This is a genomic window from Streptomyces sp. NPDC018947 (assembly GCF_044390505.1).
Taxonomy (GTDB): domain Bacteria; phylum Actinomycetota; class Actinomycetes; order Streptomycetales; family Streptomycetaceae; genus Streptomyces.
Window position 1 is genome coordinate 125902 of sequence record NZ_JBIRZD010000009.1, and the last position, 18136, is coordinate 144037.

Consider the following 18136-nt stretch of genomic DNA (forward strand, 5'->3'; position numbering starts at 1 on the left):
TGACAGCGGTAACAAAACCGGGCCCCGGCACGCTGCTTACGTCCCTTTCCGCCTCCCGCACGGTTTTTCACCGCACGTTCACACGCCGGCGGCCCGGCCCTTCACGCGGCGGCGGGCACGTCGAGCCGGGCCCCGAACTCCCGTACCACCGCCTCGTCCCGGTACGGCTCCAGGCGCTGCTGGAAGTCGTCCAGGTACTCCGCGCCCCGGTTGGAGCGCACGGTCTCCAGCAGGTCCACGGCCTTCAGCGCGGTGTGGCAGGCCTGTTCGATCTCGCGCTGCTGCACCTGCGCGGTGGCGAGCAGCACATGGCCGATCGCCCGCCTGCGCGCCCGCGACTCGGGGTGCCCGGCCAGCGACTCCTCGGCGCACCGCGCCGCCGCGCCCGCCTGCCCCAGGTCCCGGTGGCAGTGCGCCAACTCGTCGGCGAGATAGGCGTGGTCGAAGTGGGCGATCCACGCCGGGTCGTCCCCGGAGTCCGCGTCGGCCGCCTCCATCGCCTCGACCGCGCGCCCGGCACTGGCCTGCGCGGCCCGCGCGTCGCCGAGCAGGGCGTGGCCGCGCGCCTCGGCGGCGTGGAACATCGACTCCGCGCGCGGGGAGACCCGCCCGCGCGCGCCCTCCTGGGCCGCGCGCGCCAACTGGGCGATCTCACGCGGGTTCCCGAGCTGCGCGGCCAGGTGGCTCATCGAGGCGGCGAGCACATAGCCGCCGTAGCCGCGGTCGCCGGCCGCCTGGGCGAGCCGCAGCGACTGGATGTAGTACCGCTGGGCCAGGCCCGGTTGGCCGGTGTCGACGGCCATGTACCCGGCCAGTTCGGTCAGCCGGGCGACGGCGGCGAACAAGTCCCGCCCCACCGCCTCCCGGTAGGAGCCCGCGAGCAGCCCGGAGACGACGCTGTTGAGGTAGTGCACGACGACCGGGCGCACGTGCCCGCTGCCGTGCCGGTGGTCCAGGTCCACCAGCGCCTGCGTCATCGCCCGCACCGCCGCCACGTCGGACTGGCCCACCCGCGGCCCGGCCGAGCGCGCGACATGCGGATCGGGGGCGGAGATCAGCCAGTCCCGGCTCGGCTCGACCAGCGCCGAGGCCGCGACGGAGGAGCCGGACAGGAAGTCCCGCCGTCCCACGTCGCTGCGCCACAGCTCGCAGACCTGCTCGACGGCTCCCAGCACCGTCGGCGAGAACTGGAGGCCGACGCCTGACGCGAGGTTCTTGCCGTTGGCCATGCCGATCTCGTCGATCGTGACCGTACGGCCGAGTTTGCGTCCCAGGGCCTCGGCGATGATCGCCGGGGCCCGGCCGCGCGGCTGCTGTCCGCGCAGCCAGCGGGCCACCGACGTCTTGTCGTACCGCAGGTCGAGGCCGTGCTCGACGCCGCACATGTTCACCCGGCGGGCCAGGCCCGCGTTCGAGCAGCCCGCTTCCTGAATCAGCGCCTGCAGCCGTTCGTTCGGCTGTCGGGCGACGAGAGGCCTTGCGGCCATGGCGTACCCCCATGCGGTCTCGATGCTGTCTCGGCGGAACGAAGAGATCCGGCCGTGAAGATCAATGCCCCGTCGATGTGCCGACAATGCCAGGCTTGTGAGGTTTGCCGGGGTTACGGCCGGTGCCGGCCCCAGACGTGGCTACCCAGCTCCGGCCACGGATCCTCCCGCGCGCCCCCGCACGTGCACCCATGCGCCCCGAGCGCTGGGTCGGTGCTCCTCCCCCGCGCGCTCGGGAGCCGTAACCCGCGGTGGGCGCGGGAGTTGAGTTCCACGTGGAAGAGACCATCCCGGGAACCGGAACCCCTCACATCCCCCAGCAGCGCGGAACGTCGCCGCTGGAGGCCGCCGTCCGCTACGCCGAGGAGCGTCACTGGGACGTGTTTCCCGGCACCTGGCTGGAAGCCGTCGACGGGGTGCAGCGCTGTTCCTGCGGTGAGCCGACCTGCGCCGCGCCGGGCGCGCACCCCGCGTGCGAGGACTGGGCGACGCGGGCCACGGGCAGCGCGACCGTCGCCCGCCGGATGTGGCAGCAGCGGCCGACGGCATCGGTACTGCTGCCCACGGGGCGGACGTTCGACGCGATCGAGGTGCCCGAGACGGCGGGGTTCCTCGCGCTCGCCCGCATGGAGCGGATGGAACTGTCGCTCGGGCCGGTGACGCTCGCACCGGACCGGCGGATGCGGTTCTTCGTGCTCCCCGGGGCCGCGGTCAAGGTGCCCGGTCTCGTGCGGCGGCTGGGGTGGTCTCCCCGTTCGCTGGATCTGGCGGCCCTCGGGGAGGGTGCGTACGTCGCGGCTCCGCCCACGCGGTTCGGGACGCGCGGGGCCGTGCAGTGGGTGTGCCGGCCGACGCCCGCCAATCGCTGGTTGCCGGACGTGGAGGAGCTGGTCCCGCCGCTGGCGTACGCGTGCGGACGGGATCGATAGGGCTCCCGCTTCCGGCGCTCGCTCCCCGTAGGGTTCGCGGTGACGAAGGGAGTTGCGGTGAGTACCGGCGCGGCCGGTGTGCGGGGCCCCGGGGGAATGGTGAGGACGGGGGCCGTCCGTCAGCCCTCCCCGAGGCCGTCCAGGAAGGGCTCGATGGCCGCCCGCCACGCCTCCGGCTGGTCGTAGTGGACGAGGTGCCCGGCGTCGGCGACCTCCGCGTACTGGCCGAGCGGCAGGACCCTGACCATCTCCTGGGCCTCCGCGCGGCCCAGCTCGCCGTCGAGGCCGCGGACGACCAGCGTGGGGCAGCGCACCTGGGCCAGCTCCTCCCAGTGGGCGTCGTGCACCCAGGACTCGCGGGAGCGCAGCATCTGCTCGGGGTCGAAGACGGGCCGCCAGCCGTCCGGGGACTCGGCCATCACCTCGGCGTAGAACTCGCCCCGCGCCGGGTTGGGCCGCTCCACCCACGGGTCGTCCTCGCCGAACCACTTGCGGACGTCGGCCAGCGTCGTGAACGGGACCGGCCAGGCGCGGAACCACTCGGCCCACACCTGCTGCGAGGCGGCGCCGAGCGCGGAGGCCCGCATGTCGCAGATGACCAGGCCTCGCACGAGATCGGGGCGTTTGGCAGCAAGCTGCCACGCGGTGAGCGCGCCCATCGCGTGGCCGACGAGGACGGCCGGGGCGAGGCCGAGCTGTTCGAGGGCGGCCTCGACGTCCCCGACGTAGGCCTCACGGGTGTAGTCGGCGTGCGGGGGCTTGTCGCTGCGGCCGTGGCCGCGCTGGTCGAGGGCGACGGCGCGGTGGCGCGCGGAGAGCCGGCGCGCCGTGGGCGCCCAGTGCGAGGCCCGGCCCATCAGCCCGTGCAGCAACAGCACGCCGGGAAGGCCGCCGCTCCCGTCGCCCGGGTCCGCCCCGGCCGGCCCGCCGGTCTTCGGAGGATCCCCGAACTCCCAGGCGGCAAGTCGTACGCCGCCCGTCCCGGTCACGTCGATGCGCCGCGCCATACGTCCTGGCACCCCCAAGTGTCGCGCCCTGTCGTGCCTGCGCCCTGTCGTCCCCGTGTCCGTGCCGCCGTCCGGTGCCCGTCGTGCGGGCCGGCCGTTCCGACGACCGCAGAGTATCGAATGAGTATTCGAAAATGCCGCCTGGCCGGTTAACACCCCACCTTCGAGTGACATGCCTCAGGGATTGATCGCCGCCGCCGGGGGGAGATCTTCAGCGGGAGGCGGACCGCTCGGGGAAAACGGTCCGAGGGGATTGACCCTGAGAGCTCGGGGCTCCGGGTCAGCACAGGGGAGGACAGGCCCCGGCGCCACACGGCGCCGGGGCCCTCTCCGTCTCTCCGGCACGTCCCTCCCCCTCCCCGGCCGGGCCGGCATCGCTGCCGGGCCACCGGCCCCCGCGCCCCCGTCTCATGCGACAGCCTGGCACGCGAAACGCACGGCCGCTGCGATTCGGGCCCACCGATCCCCCGAATCGACGGGATCGGCGGGATCGGTTCGGTGGGACGCCACCCGTGCCTCGCGGGCCCCGCGCTCAGCGCATGACGCTCAGCGCTTGGCGCTCAGCGCTTGGCGACGAACACGTGCGACGCGACGTCGGCGTCCAGCTCGGCCGCCTCGCCGCCGCTGCCGACCAGCACGCCGCCCGCCGACTCCGTCACGCTCACCACCGAGCCGGGCTGCACGCCCGCGCGGCGCAGCGTGTACATGAGCTGCGCGTCCGTCTGGATCGGCTCGCCGATGCGACGCACCACGACCGTCTTGCCGTCGGGACCGGGGCCCAGGTCGGCGAGGGACACCATGCCCTCGTCCAGGAACGGGTCGGCGCCGTCCGTCTCGCCCAACTCCTCCAGGCCCGGGATCGGGTTGCCGTAGGGGGACTCGGTGGGGTGCCGCAGCAGCTCCAGGACCCGGCGCTCGACGGCCTCGCTCATCACGTGCTCCCAGCGGCACGCCTCGGCGTGGACCTGCTCCCACTCCAGGCCGATCACGTCGACGAGCAGACACTCCGCGAGCCGGTGCTTGCGCATCACGCGCGTGGCCAGCCGGCGGCCCTCGTCGGTCAGCTCCAGGTGCCGGTCGGCGGCCACCGACACCAGGCCGTCGCGCTCCATCCGCGCCACCGTCTGGCTGACCGTCGGGCCGCTCTGGTCGAGCCGCTCGGCGATCCGGGCGCGCATGGGGACCACGCCTTCCTCCTCCAGCTCGAGGATGGTGCGGAGATACATCTCCGTGGTGTCGATCAGTCCGGACATACATGCCCCTTGGTGAGATCTGCCGGAGGCTGAGGCCCACCGGCGCGTGCGCTGGCCCTGCATCCAATTCTGACGCATACCACCGACAAGCGTCCCTCGCCGCGGGAAGCGGGGACGTCCGGCGCCGGCGGGCGTGCCGACGCCGCCCTCGCGGCCGTATTGACACCACACTGGTCCAGACCGCACCGTGATCCGCGACGCAGCCACACCGAAGGGGCACCGCATGAGCGACCGCAAGCCGGCCGGCCAGTTCCTCGACGCGGCGATCGAGCTGCTGCGGCGCGTACGCGACGAGGAGGCCGAGGCCATCGAGGCGGCCGGGGTCCTGCTCGCCGACACCGTGCGCGACGGCGGGCGCCTGTTCGCCTTCGGCGCCGGCCACTCCTCCCTCGCCGCGCAGGACGTCGTCTACCGCGCCGGTGGGCTCGCCCTGATGAACCTGCTCGCCATGCCCGGCGTCGTCGGTGTCGACGTCATGCCGGCCACGCTCGGCTCCGCCCTGGAGCGCGTCGACGGCCTCGCCGGCGCCGTCCTGGACTCCTCGCCGCTCCGCGAGGGCGACGCCCTGGTGATCATCTCCCTGTCGGGGCGCAACGCCCTGCCCGTGGAGATGGCGATGAACGCCCGCGCGCTCGGCATCAAGGTCATCGGCGTGACCTCGGTGGCCTACGCGGCCGAGACCACGTCCCGGCACAGCTCCGGCACCTTCCTGAAGGACCACTGCGACCTCGTCGTCGACTCCAAGATCGCCGTGGGGGACGCGGAGCTGACCCTCGACACCGTCCCGGCACCCTTCGCGCCCGCGTCCACGGTCGTCACGTCGGCGCTGATGCAGGCCGTCATGGCGACGGCGGCCGCCACGCTCGCCGAGCGCGGGATCGAGCCCCCGCTGCTGCGCTCCGGCAACGTGGACGGCGGCCCGGAGTGGAACGGACGCGTACTGGAGCAGTACGCCGACCGCATCTTCTACCGCCGCTGACCCCGCGCCCCTACTCCCCGGCCGTCGCCCCCGCCAGGTCCAGCGTCGCCGCGATCCGTACCGCCACGTCCTCGGCGTACACCGCGTCGGGGCGTTCGAAGGCGGAGCGGCCCGCGCCGCGCAGGAAGGTCACGACCCCCAGCGTCCGGCCCCGGCTGCGCAGGACCGCGCACAGGGCGTGCACCGCGTCCGCCGGCCACTGCCGGTCCTCGGCCCAGCGGCGGGCCTGCTCGGGCGGAACCGCGCCGACGCCCGCGCTGGCGCGCACCGAGCCCATCCGGTCCACGCACTGGAAGGCCGGATGCCCCGGCGCGTACCGCACCGGCAGCCCGGCCGCGCCCGAGGGCAGGCTCGGCCCCGGCGCGCCCGAGGGCGTGGTCACCACGCGGACCAGCCGCACCGGCTCCGCCGACGCGGAGTCCGCGACCGCCCCGCCGGCCACCCGGTCGATCAGCGCGTGGTCGGCGAACCCGGCCAGCGCGAAGTCCAGGTGCACGCCCGCCGCCTCCGCCGGGTCCTCGCACTCCGCCGCCGCCCGCGCCGCCCGGTGGAGCTGGTTGGCCCGGAACCGCAGCAGCGCCGCCTCCTGCTCGGCCTGCTTGGTTTCGGTGACGTCCTGGAACAGCCAGCCGACCCCCAGCGGCACCGGCTCCTCCGCCAGCGGGGAGGCCAGCCGCACGAACCCGCTGCGCCAGCACCGGCGCCGCTCGCCCTCGGGGGTGCGCACGCTCACCCAGACCTCGGCGGGCGCGGGCGGCGCGCCCTCCGCCAGGACATGGGTGAGCGCGCTCTCCAGTTCCTCCGCGCCCTGGGAGAGCAGATCGCCCAGCGGCCGCCCGAGCACGGACGTCCGGCCGGTGCCGAGCGCGCGGGCCGCGTGGGCGTTGACCACGGCGGGGCGCAGATCCACGTCGACCAGGACGACGCCCCAGCTCGCGTCCTCCAGCAGGGCCTCGCTCAGCGCGATGGACCGCTCCAGGTCGATCTGCGCGTGCACCTCGCTGAAGGCGCAGTACACCCCCGCCGGCCTGCCGTCGGGGCCGCGCACGGCGGCCGACTGGGTGCGCACCAGCACCCTTCCGCCGTCCTTCGTCAGCAGCGCGAACTCGTTCACCTGCCGCCCCGGCGCCCGCATCGCGGACAGCAGCCGCTCCTCGACCTCGCCCGCGTCCGCGCTGCGCACGGCCCAGCCCGCGAAGCCCTGCCGCCCCACGGCCTCCGCGGCGGTCCAGCCGAGGATGCGCTCCGCCTCGCGGTTCCAGTGGGTGACGACGCCGTCCGCGTCGAAGGCGCACAGCGCGGCGTCCATCCCGTCCAGCAATGCGGCCAGCAGGTCGGCGCCCACCCGCTCGGGCTGCTCCGGCTCGTCCGGCCCCAGCTCGTCGGTGGCTCCACTACGCCGGGAAGCACTCACCTGAACCCCCTGCAGGCCGCGTCCGCCGTACCGTACGCCGGTTCGTCCACTGGCCTTCATTCAACTCGAACGTGATGCAGCACACACCGTGTTCCCGCAAGATTGCGGAAATCGTTGCCCAGCGGAAACCCGGCATACGCCCCTGTCATCAAGGGTCCCGCCGCACCGCCCCGGCCGCCGGCCGCGGAACGACCCGGCCGCTGTTCCCGCCGCCGGCACGTACCGCTCCCGCTCGGTGGACCGCCTCGCCCGCGCCGCACGAGAACGTCCCCTGATGCGCGTTCTCCGTCCGGTGGCCGGCGTCCCTACCCACTCAGTGGGCGTCCTGCTCCGGCAGGCGGTCCCAGAAGTGGCCGACGATCTCCTCGAGGTAGCGCCGGCCGTTCTCGGCGGAGGCGTCCGCACCGCCCCCGCGGCTGAGGGTGGCCGCCATGAGGGTCTGGTACTCCTTGTGCATCGCGCGCAGGGTGTCCTGGAGGTCACGGCGTTCCATCGACAACAGGCGCGCGATGTCGCGGATGTGGGCCTGCCAGCGGGTCGAGACGGCCTCGACCAGCAGCCGGGCGAGTTCCTCCTCGTTGCCGGTGACGGCGATGAAGTCCCTCGGCGGGAGCCTGAGCAGCGCGCCGAGTTTGGCGGCCTGTCTGCGGTCACCGGTCCAGCGACCGGTCTCCTCCATGTGCAGGTAGGCGTCGAGGCTCATGCTCGTGACCCGTGCGACGTCCTCGGCGGCGATCCCCCGCGCGAGCCGGTGCTCCCTCAAGGTGCGCGGCGCGCCCATGAGTTCGGCGGGCGAGCACCACAGCGCGCCGGCGAGGGCGGTCAGTTCGCCCGGGTTGGGCACGGCGGTGCCGCGTTCCCATGCCATGACGTGCTCGGGGGTGATGTAGGTCAGTCCGTAGGAAGCACGCATGCCGTAGGCGACGTGGCCGGGGGCCATCCCGACCCTCCCGCGCAGGATGCGGGCAGCGCGCGCGTTGAAAGGGAGTGATGGATGCACGGAACGACGGTATGCAGTGACCCACCGTGAGCACCATGACCACTGTCGTCTGCATCCCGGTTTCGGCAGGAAGGTCGCCGCCGATTCTGTAGGAAGGCACGGTACTTCTTGCGGCAGCAACTTGCCAATTGTGTAAAGCCCTTGAGTGCGCTGATCAGATTCGTAGAATCCGCCTCGCGGGCTGCCGCGCGCGCCCGCATTCCGGCCGCCGCATCACCCGCTGCCCCGTCATGCCTTCTTCGCACTCGCAAGCTCCTGGAGACACCCGTCATGCAGACGTTCACCCCCGGACCGACCGACCACGCTCCCCCGAGAGCCGGCGGCGCGGTCGACCGTTTCTTCCGCATCACGGAACGCGGTTCGACCTACGGCCGGGAAATACGCGGCGGATTCGCCACGTTCTTCACCATGGCCTACATCCTCGTGCTCAACCCGATCATTCTGGGCAGCACCGAGGACAAGTTCGGTGACAAGCTCGACGCCACCCAGCTCGCCACCGCCACCACGCTGGTCGCCGCCGTGATGACCGTGATCATGGGTGTGGCCGGCAACCTGCCGCTCGCCCTGGCCGCGGGCCTCGGCCTCAACGCCGTCGTCGCCTTCCAGATCGCCCCGCAGATGAGCTGGGACGACGCGATGGGCCTCGTGGTGCTCGAGGGTCTGCTGATCTGCGTCCTGGTACTGACGGGTCTGCGCGAGGCGGTCATGCACGCCATCCCGCAGCCCCTCAAGCAGGCGATCAGCGTCGGTATCGGCATGTTCATCGCCTTCATCGGCTTCGTGGACTCCGGCTTCGTCACGCGCATCCCCGACGCCGCCAACACCACCGTGCCCGTCCAGCTCGGCACCGGCACGCTCAGCGGCTGGCCCATGTTCGTCTTCTGCCTCGGCGTGCTGCTGACGGTCGTCCTCATGGCCCGCAAGGTGCGCGGCGCCATCCTCATCAGCATCGTGGCGATGACGCTGCTCGCCGTCCTCATCAACGAGCTCGCGGACGTCAAGAACTGGGGCCTGACCGCCCCCGAGCTGCCCAGCACCCCCGTCGCCACGCCCGACTTCGGGCTGCTCGGCCAGTTCGACCTGTTCGGCGCGTTCGGTGAGATCGGCGTGCTCACCATCGTGCTGCTGATCTTCACGCTCATCCTGTCCGACTTCTTCGACACGATGGGCACGGTCGTCGGCGTCACGGCCGAGGCCGGGCTGCTCGACGAGCGCGGCAAGGTCCCCGGGCTCGGCCGGGTCCTGTTCATCGACAGCGCGGCCGCCGTCGCGGGCGGTGCCGCCTCGTCCTCGTCCGCCACCACGTACATCGAGTCCGCCGCCGGTGTCGGCGAGGGCGCCCGCACCGGTTTCGCCAACCTCGTCACCGGTGGTCTGTTCGCCGCGGCGCTCTTCTTCACCCCCGTGCTGACCATCGTGCCGATGCAGGCCGCCTCCCCCGCGCTGATCGCCGTGGGCTTCCTCATGATGACGCAGGTCAGGCACATCGACTGGGACCGCTACGAGCTGGCCGTCCCCGCCTTCCTGACCATCGTGGTGATGCCGTTCACCTACTCCATCAGCAACGGCATCGGCGCCGGTTTCATCTCCTACGTGGTCATCAAGGCCTGCCTCGGCAAGGGCCGCGAGGTGCACTGGCTGCTGTGGGGCACCGCCGGGCTCTTCCTGGTGTATTTCGCCATCGATCCGCTGAAGCAGCTTCTCGGCATCTGACGGACCGGTCCGCCGCCTTCGAGGAAAACCCCGAAAAAGCGGTTGCCCCGGAGGGAACCGCTTTTTTAGGGTGGCATCACTTCGGAAAGGAGGTGGTTCGGCAAATGTGTGAATACCGGACGGAAGAGGTGGCTGCGGGCTAGCGGCCCGTCACCACATCCTGTGCGGTGCCGGACCAGCGTGTGCGAGATACACGCAGCCGGCCAATCCATCGCAGTCACCCGACCCGCGAGTCGCCGGTACGTCCGGCCGGCTCCTCCACGGAGGAACCAGACTCGCGGGTCGCCTGCGTTCTCGTGCGCGTATTCCCCGCGGGGAATCAGCCCGCGATGTCGTCGTACCCCTCGACCTCGCGCGGGTCGCGCGGGCCCGGGCCGACGTACCGGGCGGACGGGCGGACCAGGCGGCCGGTGCGCTTCTGCTCCAGGATGTGGGCCGACCAGCCGGCGGTGCGCGCGCAGGTGAACATGGACGTGAACATGTGGGCCGGGACCTCGGCGAAGTCCAGCATGATGGCCGCCCAGAACTCGACGTTGGTGGCCAGCACCCGGTCCGGGCGGCGGTTGTGCAGCTCCGTCAGGGCCGCCTTCTCCAGCGCCTCCGCGACCTCGTAGCGCGGAGCGCCCAGCTCCCGGGCCGTGCGCCGCAGGACGCGGGCGCGGGGGTCCTCGGCGCGGTAGACGCGGTGGCCGAAGCCCATGAGGCGTTCACCGGCGTCCAGGGTCTTCTTGACGTACGCCTCGGCGTCCCCGGTGCGCTCGATCTCCTCGATCATGTGCAGGACGCGGGAGGGGGCGCCGCCGTGCAGCGGGCCGGACATGGCACCCACGGCCCCGGACAGGGACGCGGCCACGTCCGCGCCCGTGGAGGCGATGACGCGGGCGGTGAAGGTGGAGGCGTTCATGCCGTGCTCGGCGGCCGAGGTCCAGTACGCGTCCAGCGCGGCGACGTGCTTGGGGTCGGGCTCGCCGCGCCAGCGGATCATGAAGCGCTCGGTGATGGTGTCCGCCTTGTCGATCTCGCGCTGCGGCACCATGGGCAGGCTCTGGCCGCGCGCGGACTGGGCGACGTAGGACAGGGCCATGACGGCGGCGCGGGCGAGGTCCTCGCGGGCCTGCTCGGGGTCGATGTCCAGCAGGGGCCTCAGACCCCAGGCGGGGGCGAGCATGGCGAGGGCGGACTGCACGTCCACGCGGATGTCGCCGGAGTGGACGGGGATCGGGAACGGCTCGGCGGGCGGCAGGCCGGGGTTGAACGCGCCGTCGACGAGCAGGCCCCACACGTGGCCGAAGGAGACGTGGCCGACCAGGTCCTCGATGTCGACGCCGCGGTAGCGGAGGGCGCCGCCCTCCTTGTCGGGTTCGGCTATCTCCGTCTCGAACGCGACGACTCCCTCTAGCCCGGGTACGAAGTCGGACATCAGGCGGCTCCTCGTGGTCGTGATCTGCGGCGACCCGCGCGGGGGCGTGTGCGGTCGCTCCCCCGGATCCACGGCCGGCTCCCCGGCTCGCGGTCCCTGCGGTCACCCCTGTGATGCCCCGTCCGGCAGGTACTCATCCAACCGGGACGGAACCAGCACGATATCCCCGGGTGTCACCCTTGGGGAGGGGTTGCGGCACTCAGTGCCACTGCGTGACCAAGGACACCCCTGAGGAAGGGCCCGGGCATACGGCAGGATGGCCGATGTGACCGACCGCGATGCCGTCCCCTTCGATCTCGCCTCGATGCGCAAGCAGTACCGGGCCGACGGGCTTGCCGAGTCCGAGCTGGCCGCCACCCCCGTCGAGCAGTTCGCGCGCTGGTTCAGGCAGGCCGCGACGGAGGGCGGCCTGTTCGAGCCGAACGCCATGGTCGTCTCCACGGCGGACGCCGAGGGCCGGCCCAGCTCCCGCACGGTGCTGCTGAAGCACTTCGACGAGCAGGGCTTCGTCTTCTACACCAACTACGAGTCCCGCAAGGCGCGCGAGCTGGACGAGAACCCGCACGTGTCGCTGCTGTTCCCGTGGCACCCGATGGCCCGCCAGGTGATCGTGACGGGCGTCGCGCGGCGCACCGGGCGGGACGAGACCGCCGCGTACTTCCGCACCCGGCCGCACGGCTCCCAGCTCGGCGCGTGGGCCAGCGCCCAGTCCTCGGTGGTGTCCGGCCGGGACGCCCTCGACGCCGCGTACACGGAGCTGGCGGCGCGCTATCCGGAGAGCGAGCCGGTGCCGGTGCCGCCGCACTGGGGCGGCTACCGGGTGGTGCCGCACACGGTGGAGTTCTGGCAGGGCCGGGAGAACCGGCTGCACGACCGGCTGCGCTACGCCGCGTGCGGCGACGGGGGCTGGCGCGTGGAGCGGCTCAGCCCCTGAACCCGGGGGGCGAGCCCGCCGGGGCGGGTCAGCCGAGCGCCCCGTCCAGCAGGTCCGCCCACTGCGCCACGACGCGTTCGCGCCGGGCGGCGTCGTCGGTGAGGAGGTTGGCGAGGCCGAGGCCGCGGGCCATGTCCAGCAGGCCCTGGACGGTCTCGCGGACGCCGGCACGGCTCTCGTCGGCGCCGAGCAGCTCGACGGCGATGCGGTGGGTCTCGCGGCCGACGCGGGCCTCCAGCTCGGTGACCCGGCCGCGGAGCTGCTCCTCGTTGGACGCGGCGACCCACAGGTGGAGGGCCGCGCGGAACAGCGGGCCGGTGTAGAGGTCGACGAGGGCGGCCACGACGGCCCGGCGGCCGCCCTCCGCCGCGCCTTCGGGGAACAGGGCGCGCAGCGCGCCCGAGCGTTCCTCGGCGACGTACTCGACCGCCGCCGTGAACAGGTCCTCGCGGGTCGGGAAGTGGTGCTGGGCGGCGCCGCGGGAGACACCGGCGCGTTCGGCGACGGCGGAGACCGTGGAGCCGGCCCAGCCGTGCTCGGCGAGGCAGGCCACGGCGGCCGCCAGGAGCCGCTGCCGGGTGGCCCGGCTGCGGTCCTGCTTGGGGACTCGTTCGGCACGGTCGGCCGTGCTCACACCACCCATTCCGGATCCCGTCGTTCGAGGAAGGCCGTCATCCCCTCGCGGGCCTGCGGGGAGGAGAACAGCCGGGCCGAGAGCGCGGTCAGGCCGGCCGCCTCCCGGTCGAAGGCCTCCAGCACCCTAGCCGTGAGCAGCCGTTTCGTCTCGGCCAGGCCCTGCGGTGAGGCACGTCGCACACCGTCGAGGACGGGCTCCAGTACGGCGTCCACGTCCTCGCCCGCCGCCGTGACCAGGCCGGTGCGGGCGGCCTCGGCGGCGTCGAAGCGCTCGCCGGTGAGGTAGTGGCGGGCGAGGGCCCGGACGTCGGCGCGGGGCAGGACGGTGAGGGTGACGACGGCGGGCGCGACGCCGATGCGGACCTCGGTGAAGGCGAACGTCGACGCGGTGGACGCCGCGGCGATGTCACAGGCGGCGAGCAGGCCGAGGCCGCCCGCGCGGACGTGCCCGGTGACCCGGGCGATCACCGGTTTGGGCAGCTCCACGATCTGCCGGAGCAGGGCGACCAGCGCCTGCGGGGCGGGCGGGTCCCGCAGGTCGGCGCCGGCGCTGAAGGTGGTGCCGGTGTGGGTGAGCAGGACGGCGCGGACGCCGGTGTCCCGCCCGGCGGCGGCGAGCGCGTCGGACAGCTCGCCGACGAGGGCGGCGGAGAGGGCGTTGCGGTTGCGCGGGGAGTCGAGGGTGAGGGTCTCGACCCCCCGCTCGCGCGTGCGGGCGATCAGGGTCACGGTCGTGCTCGCAGTTCCCGGCGGAGGATCTTGCCGCTGGCCGCCCGGGGGACGGCGTCGGTGAAGGTGACCCGGCGGACGCGTTTGTAGGGGGCGACGCGTTCGGCGACGTACGTCATGACCTCTTCCCCGCTCGGCCCGTCGGCGGGCGAGCGGCGCACCACGTGGGCGTGCGGCACCTCGTTTCCGTCGTCGTCGAGGGCGCCGACCACGGCCGCGTCGGCGATGCCCGGGTGGGTGAGGAGCAGGGCCTCCAGTTCGGCGGGGGCCACCTGGTAGCCCTTGTACTTGATCAGTTCCTTGACCCGGTCGACGACGAAGAGCCAGCCGTCGGCGTCGACGCGGCCGACGTCCCCGGTGTGCAGCCAGCCGTCCTGGTCGATCATGGCGGCGGTGGCGTCGGGGCGGCCCAGGTAGCCCTTCATCACCTGGGGACCGCGGATGAGGATCTCGCCGGTCCCGCCCGGGCCGAGGTCCTTGCCGGGGTCGTCGAGGGCGACGACGCGCATCTCGGTGCCGGCGATCAGCTTGCCGACGGTTCCGGGGGGCGCGTCGGCCATGGCGTCCAGGGGGACGACGTGGGTGCCCGGGGACAGTTCGGTCATGCCGTAGGCCTGGCCGACGGGCGGCAGACCGAGCCGCCGCGAGCAGGCGGCGGCGAGCCGCGCGTCCAAGGGTGCGGCGGCGCTGACGACGTACTTCAGGGACGACAGGTCGTACGCGGCGACCAGGGGATGCTTGGCGAGGGCCAGGACGATCGGCGGGGCGACGTACAGGCCGGTGATGCGGTGGTTCTGGACGGCCGCGAGGAACTGCTCCAGGTCGAAGCGGGGCAGGACGACGACGGTGGCGCCGGCCCGCAGCGGGGCGTTCATCAGGGCGGTGAGGCCGTAGATGTGAAAAAAGGGAAGTACTGCCAGGATGCGGTCGCCGGGCCCGGCGCCGAGGGCCGGCTCGAGCTGGGCGAGGTTGGTGGCGATCTGCCGGTGGGTGAGCATCACGCCCTTGGGGACGCCGGTGGTCCCGGAGGAGTACGGCAGGGCGGCGACGTCCTCGGCGGGGTCGACGGCGACCTCGGGGTCGGGCGCGGCCGAGGCGAGCATGTCGGTGAGGGAGCGGTGGCCGGGCGCGCTGTCGCACACGAAGATCTCCTGGACGCCGCCCGCGAGTCCGGCGGCCCGGCGGGCGGTGTCCAGCAGGGGTGAGACGGTGACGATCCAGCGGGCCCGCGCGTCGCGGAGCTGCCCGGCGAACTCCTCGGCGGTGGCGAGCGGGTGCACGGTGGTGACCGAGGCGCCCGCGCGGGTGGCGGCGTAGAAGGCGATCGGGAAGGCGACGGTGTTGGGGCTGTGCAGGGCGAGGACGTCGCCCTTGCGCAGGCCGGCCTCGGCCAGGGCGGCGGCGACGCGCCGGTGGAACCGGTCCACCTGGTCGTACGTGAGGGTGGTGCCGTCGACGCCGTCGATCAGCGCCGGGATGCCGCCGAACTCGGCGGCCCGGCCGAGCACGGCGTCGTGGATGGGCAGGTCGACGGGCGGAACGTCTGCGTACTCGCTGCGGAACACGGTTCCTCCAGGGCGGGCTGGGGGTGTCTGGCGACCCCTAGTACGACTTGGGCAGGCCCAGGGTCTGGTGGGAGACGTAGTTGAGGATCATCTCCCGGCTCACCGGGGCGATCCGCGCCACACGCGACGCCGTGATCAGCCGGGCGAGCCCGTACTCGCGGGTGAGGCCGTTGCCGCCGAGGGTGTGCACGGCCTGGTCGACGGCCTTCACACAGGCCTCGCCGGCCGCGTACTTCGCCATGTTGGCGGCCTCGCCGGCGCCGATGTCGTCGCCCGCGTCGTACAGGCGGGCCGCCTTCTGCATCATCAGACGGGCCAGTTCGAGGTCGATGTGGGCCTGCGCGAGGGGGTGGGCGATGGCCTGGTGGGCGCCGATGGGGGTCTTCCAGACGGTGCGCTCGCGGGCGTACTCGACGGCGCGGGACAGCGCGTGGCGGCCCATGCCGATCCCGAAGGCGGCGGTCATGACGCGTTCGGGGTTGAGGCCCGCGAAGAGCTGGAGGAGGCCGGCGTCCTCGTCACCGACGAGCGCGTCGGCGGGCAGCCGCACGTCGTCCAGGACCAGCTCGAACTGCTTCTCCTCGGCGTCGAGTTCCATGTCGATGGGCCGCCTCCGGAAGCCCGGCGTGTCGCGCGGGACGATGAACAGGCAGGGCTTGAGCCTGCCGGTGCGGGCGTCCTCGGTCCGGCCGACGACGAGGGTGGCGTCGGCGATGTCGACGCCGGAGACGAACACCTTGCGGCCGGTGAGCACCCAGTCGGTCCCGTCGCGGCGGGCGGTGGTGGTGATGCGGTGGCTGTTGGAACCGGCGTCGGGCTCGGTGATGCCGAAGGCCATCAGGCGGCTGCCGTCGGCCAGGGCGGGGAGCCACTCCCGCTTCTGGGACTCGGTGCCGAAGCGGGAGATGACGGTGCCGCAGATCGCCGGGGAGACGATCATCATGAGCAGGGGGTTGCCGGCGGCGCCCATCTCTTCGAGGACCAGGGAGAGTTCGCTGATGCCGCCGCCCCCTCCTCCGTACGCCTCCGGCAGGTTGACGCCGATGTAGCCGAGCTTGGCGGCGGCCTGCCAGAACTCGCGGTTGTCGGTGCGCGGGTGCTTCCTGGCGAAGGCGGACACCGCTTCGCGGAGGGACTTGTGCGTCTCGGGTTCGAGGAGGGTGGTCATCACTGTGCTCCTTCGGCTGCGGGCTTCGTCGTGGCTTGTCGCGCAGTTCCCCCGCGCCCCTGAGTCGCCTGCACTACTGCCAGGAGAGAACCGACCGTCACCTGCTGCCCGGGAACGACTCGCAGGGCCGTCAGGACTCCGGTGACCGGGGCGGTGATCCGGTGTTCCATCTTCATCGCCTCCAGCCAGAGGAGGGGCCGGCCCGCCTCCACGGCCGTGCCCTCGGTCAGGCCCTCCGCGACGCGGACGACCGTGCCCGGCATGGGGGCGAGGAGGGAGCCGGGGGCGTGCTGGGCGGCGGGGTCGGGGAAGCGGGGCAGGGCGGTGAGGGCGGTGGCGCCCACGTGGACGCGGTCGCCGTAGCGGGCGACCTCGTAGGCGCGCCGGACGCCGTCCGTCTCGAGGACGACGCGGCCGGCGTCGGCGTGGACGACGCGCACGCCGTCGGCGGTGAGGCCGTCGCGGGTGTGGTGGTAGCGGACCTCGTGCTCCTCGCCCGCCATGGCGTACCGCTTGACCTGGGGCTGTGACGGGACGTTGCGCCAGCCGCCGAACCGGGAGCGGCCGTGGGCGTCGGCGAGGGCGGCGGCCAGCGGCGCGAGGGGGTCGGGGGCGGGCTCGGTGAGCGCGGGCAGGTGGCGGTCGTAGAAGCCCGTGTCCATGCGGGCCGAGGTGAACTCCTCGTGCCGCAGGGAGCGGACGAGCAGGTCCCGGTTGGTGGCCGGGCCGTGGATCGCCGCCCGCTCCAGGGCGCCGGCGAGCCGGCGGACGGCCTCCGCACGCGTCGGCGCGTGGGCGACGGCCTTGGCGAGCATCGGGTCGTAGTGGACGCCGATGTCGTCGCCGTCCGTGTAGCCGGTGTCCAGGCGGACGCCGTCCGGGACGGTGAGGCGGTGCAGGCGGCCCGTCTGCGGGGCCCAGTCGTTCGCCGGATCCTCGGCGTACAGGCGGGCCTCGACGGCGTGGCCGCGCGGACGCGGCGGCTCGGGTCCGAGGGCGTGGCCCTCGGCGATCCGGAGCTGGAGGGCGACCAGGTCGATGCCGAACACGGCCTCGGTGACGGGGTGTTCGACCTGGAGGCGGGTGTTCATCTCCAGGAAGTGCGCCCGGCCGTCGGCGACGAGGAACTCGACGGTGCCCGCTCCGGCGTAGTCGACGGCGCGGGCGGCGCGGACGGCCTGCTCGTACAGGTCCCGGGTGAGGGACGCGGTCAGGCCCGGCGCCGGGGCCTCCTCGATCACCTTCTGGTGGCGGCGCTGGAGGGAGCAGTCGCGGGTGCCGAGCGCCCACACCGTGCCGTGGGTGTCGGCGAGGATCTGCACCTCGACGTGGCGGCCGTTCTCCACGTACGGCTCGAGGAAGACCTCGCCGTCGCCGAAGGCGCTCGCCGCCTCCGCGCGGGCGGCCGTCAGCGCGGCGTCGAGGCCGGCCAGGTGCCGTACGACGCGCATGCCCCGTCCGCCGCCGCCCGCCGCCGCCTTCACCAGCACCGGCAGGTCGGCCTCGGTGACCTCGGTGAGGGGCGCGACGCCCATCAGTTCCTTGGCGCGGGTCTTGGACGCCATCGCCTCGACGGCCTCCGGCGGCGGCCCGATCCAGGTCAGGCCCGCGTCGGTGACGGCGCGTGCGAAGCCGGCGTTCTCGGAGAGGAAGCCGTAGCCGGGGTGCACGGCGTCGGCCCCGGCGGCGAGCGCGGCCTTCACGACGAGGTCGCCGCGCAGATAGGTGTCGGCGGACGCCGTCCCGGGCAGCCGTACGGCCGCGTCGGCCACGCGCACGTGCAGGGCCCTCTCGTCGGCGTCCGAGTGCACCGCGACGGTGCGGATGCCCGCCTCGCGGCAGGTGCGGAAGATCCGGCAGGCGATCTCGCCGCGGTTGGCGACGAGGACAGTGCTGATCACG

Annotated in this window: 15 protein-coding genes; 4 read left to right on the plus strand and 11 right to left on the minus strand. The window is 73.3% G+C overall.

Annotated elements, in window-relative coordinates; translation table 11 throughout:
* Window positions 1–101 precede the first annotated feature (101 nt).
* The gene (locus tag ACH499_RS18730) at window positions 102–1487 is read right to left on the minus strand and encodes a transcriptional regulator (RefSeq protein ID WP_356198778.1); all 1386 of its coding nucleotides are present in this window, start codon (window positions 1485–1487) and stop codon (window positions 102–104) included.
* Window positions 1488–1762: 275 nt separating this feature from the next.
* Between ACH499_RS18730 and ACH499_RS18735 the strand changes: the two genes are divergently transcribed.
* Window positions 1763–2416 carry a bifunctional DNA primase/polymerase gene (locus tag ACH499_RS18735; protein ID WP_399016981.1) on the plus strand — a complete coding sequence of 218 codons (654 nt, stop codon included), beginning with the start codon at window positions 1763–1765 and terminating at the stop codon, window positions 2414–2416.
* Between the two features lie 119 nt (window positions 2417–2535).
* Here the strand turns inward: ACH499_RS18735 and ACH499_RS18740 are convergent, their stop codons facing one another.
* Together ACH499_RS18740 and ACH499_RS18745 are read right to left on the minus strand one after the other, a co-directional pair.
* Window positions 2536–3423, minus strand: coding sequence for an alpha/beta hydrolase (locus tag ACH499_RS18740; protein WP_356198781.1), 888 nt, complete (start codon window positions 3421–3423; stop codon window positions 2536–2538).
* 560 nt (window positions 3424–3983) lie between these two features.
* A complete protein-coding gene (locus tag ACH499_RS18745; RefSeq protein WP_356198783.1) occupies window positions 3984–4676 on the minus strand; it encodes a metal-dependent transcriptional regulator in 693 nt (230 codons plus the stop codon).
* A gap of 223 nt (window positions 4677–4899) precedes the next feature.
* Here ACH499_RS18745 and ACH499_RS18750 point away from each other — a divergent pair, with 223 nt between their 5' ends.
* Window positions 4900–5655, plus strand: coding sequence for an SIS domain-containing protein (locus tag ACH499_RS18750; protein WP_356198785.1), 756 nt, complete (start codon window positions 4900–4902; stop codon window positions 5653–5655).
* A gap of 10 nt (window positions 5656–5665) precedes the next feature.
* Here the strand turns inward: ACH499_RS18750 and ACH499_RS18755 are convergent, their stop codons facing one another.
* Together ACH499_RS18755 and ACH499_RS18760 are read right to left on the minus strand one after the other, a co-directional pair.
* Entirely contained in the window at window positions 5666–7129 is a 1464-nt protein-coding gene (locus ACH499_RS18755) for a PAS domain-containing protein (protein ID WP_399016984.1), read from the minus strand.
* 253 nt (window positions 7130–7382) lie between these two features.
* The gene (locus ACH499_RS18760) at window positions 7383–8009 is read right to left on the minus strand and encodes an XRE family transcriptional regulator (protein WP_356198788.1); all 627 of its coding nucleotides are present in this window, start codon (window positions 8007–8009) and stop codon (window positions 7383–7385) included.
* A 330-nt stretch (window positions 8010–8339) separates the two neighbouring features.
* Here ACH499_RS18760 and ACH499_RS18765 point away from each other — a divergent pair, with 330 nt between their 5' ends.
* Entirely contained in the window at window positions 8340–9782 is a 1443-nt protein-coding gene (locus ACH499_RS18765) for an NCS2 family permease (protein ID WP_356198790.1), read from the plus strand.
* A 319-nt stretch (window positions 9783–10101) separates the two neighbouring features.
* On the opposite strand, the gene ACH499_RS18770 is transcribed toward ACH499_RS18765, so the two are convergent.
* Complete coding sequence (locus tag ACH499_RS18770; protein WP_399016987.1) at window positions 10102–11202, minus strand: citrate synthase 2; 1101 nt, start codon at window positions 11200–11202, stop codon at window positions 10102–10104.
* A gap of 256 nt (window positions 11203–11458) precedes the next feature.
* On the opposite strand from ACH499_RS18770, the gene pdxH reads away from it, so the two are divergent.
* Complete coding sequence (gene pdxH / locus ACH499_RS18775) at window positions 11459–12136, plus strand: pyridoxamine 5'-phosphate oxidase (protein ID WP_399016989.1); 678 nt, start codon at window positions 11459–11461, stop codon at window positions 12134–12136.
* 28 nt (window positions 12137–12164) lie between these two features.
* Here pdxH and ACH499_RS18780 read toward each other — a convergent pair whose 3' ends face one another.
* The 5 genes from ACH499_RS18780 to ACH499_RS18800 are packed head-to-tail and all read right to left on the minus strand — an operon-like array spanning window position 12165 to window position 18135.
* A complete protein-coding gene (locus ACH499_RS18780) occupies window positions 12165–12779 on the minus strand; it encodes a TetR/AcrR family transcriptional regulator (RefSeq protein ID WP_356198795.1) in 615 nt (204 codons plus the stop codon).
* On the minus strand, window positions 12767–13501 hold the full coding sequence (locus ACH499_RS18785) for an enoyl-CoA hydratase family protein (protein ID WP_399016992.1): 735 nt from the start codon (window positions 13499–13501) through the stop codon (window positions 12767–12769). The genes ACH499_RS18780 and ACH499_RS18785 overlap by 13 nt, the downstream gene beginning before the upstream one ends.
* Window positions 13498–15066, minus strand: a complete 1569-nt coding sequence (locus tag ACH499_RS18790) for a 4-coumarate--CoA ligase family protein (protein WP_356198797.1) — start codon at window positions 15064–15066, stop codon at window positions 13498–13500. The genes ACH499_RS18785 and ACH499_RS18790 overlap by 4 nt, the downstream gene beginning before the upstream one ends.
* Window positions 15067–15103: 37 nt before the next feature.
* Window positions 15104–16234, minus strand: a complete 1131-nt coding sequence (locus ACH499_RS18795; protein WP_399016994.1) for an acyl-CoA dehydrogenase family protein — start codon at window positions 16232–16234, stop codon at window positions 15104–15106.
* Window positions 16234–18135, minus strand: a complete 1902-nt coding sequence (locus ACH499_RS18800; RefSeq protein ID WP_399016996.1) for an acetyl/propionyl/methylcrotonyl-CoA carboxylase subunit alpha — start codon at window positions 18133–18135, stop codon at window positions 16234–16236. The genes ACH499_RS18795 and ACH499_RS18800 overlap by 1 nt, the downstream gene beginning before the upstream one ends.
* Window position 18136 lies beyond the last annotated feature (1 nt).

What these genes read in the sequence shown, in the direction of transcription:
- ACH499_RS18730 (WP_356198778.1), bottom strand. Translation starts at nt 1,487, where the DNA reads ATGGCCGCAAGGCCTCTCGTCGCCCGACAGCCGAACGAACGGCTGCAG.
- ACH499_RS18740 (WP_356198781.1), bottom strand. Translation starts at nt 3,423, where the DNA reads ATGGCGCGGCGCATCGACGTGACCGGGACGGGCGGCGTACGACTTGCC.
- ACH499_RS18745 (WP_356198783.1), bottom strand. Translation starts at nt 4,676, where the DNA reads ATGTCCGGACTGATCGACACCACGGAGATGTATCTCCGCACCATCCTC.
- ACH499_RS18750 (WP_356198785.1), top strand. Translation starts at nt 4,900, where the DNA reads ATGAGCGACCGCAAGCCGGCCGGCCAGTTCCTCGACGCGGCGATCGAG.
- ACH499_RS18755 (WP_399016984.1), bottom strand. Translation starts at nt 7,129, where the DNA reads ATGAAGGCCAGTGGACGAACCGGCGTACGGTACGGCGGACGCGGCCTG.
- ACH499_RS18760 (WP_356198788.1), bottom strand. Translation starts at nt 8,009, where the DNA reads ATGGCCCCCGGCCACGTCGCCTACGGCATGCGTGCTTCCTACGGACTG.
- ACH499_RS18765 (WP_356198790.1), top strand. Translation starts at nt 8,340, where the DNA reads ATGCAGACGTTCACCCCCGGACCGACCGACCACGCTCCCCCGAGAGCC.
- ACH499_RS18770 (WP_399016987.1), bottom strand. Translation starts at nt 11,202, where the DNA reads ATGTCCGACTTCGTACCCGGGCTAGAGGGAGTCGTCGCGTTCGAGACG.
- pdxH (WP_399016989.1), top strand. Translation starts at nt 11,459, where the DNA reads ATGGCCGATGTGACCGACCGCGATGCCGTCCCCTTCGATCTCGCCTCG.
- ACH499_RS18780 (WP_356198795.1), bottom strand. Translation starts at nt 12,779, where the DNA reads ATGGGTGGTGTGAGCACGGCCGACCGTGCCGAACGAGTCCCCAAGCAG.
- ACH499_RS18795 (WP_399016994.1), bottom strand. Translation starts at nt 16,234, where the DNA reads ATGACCACCCTCCTCGAACCCGAGACGCACAAGTCCCTCCGCGAAGCG.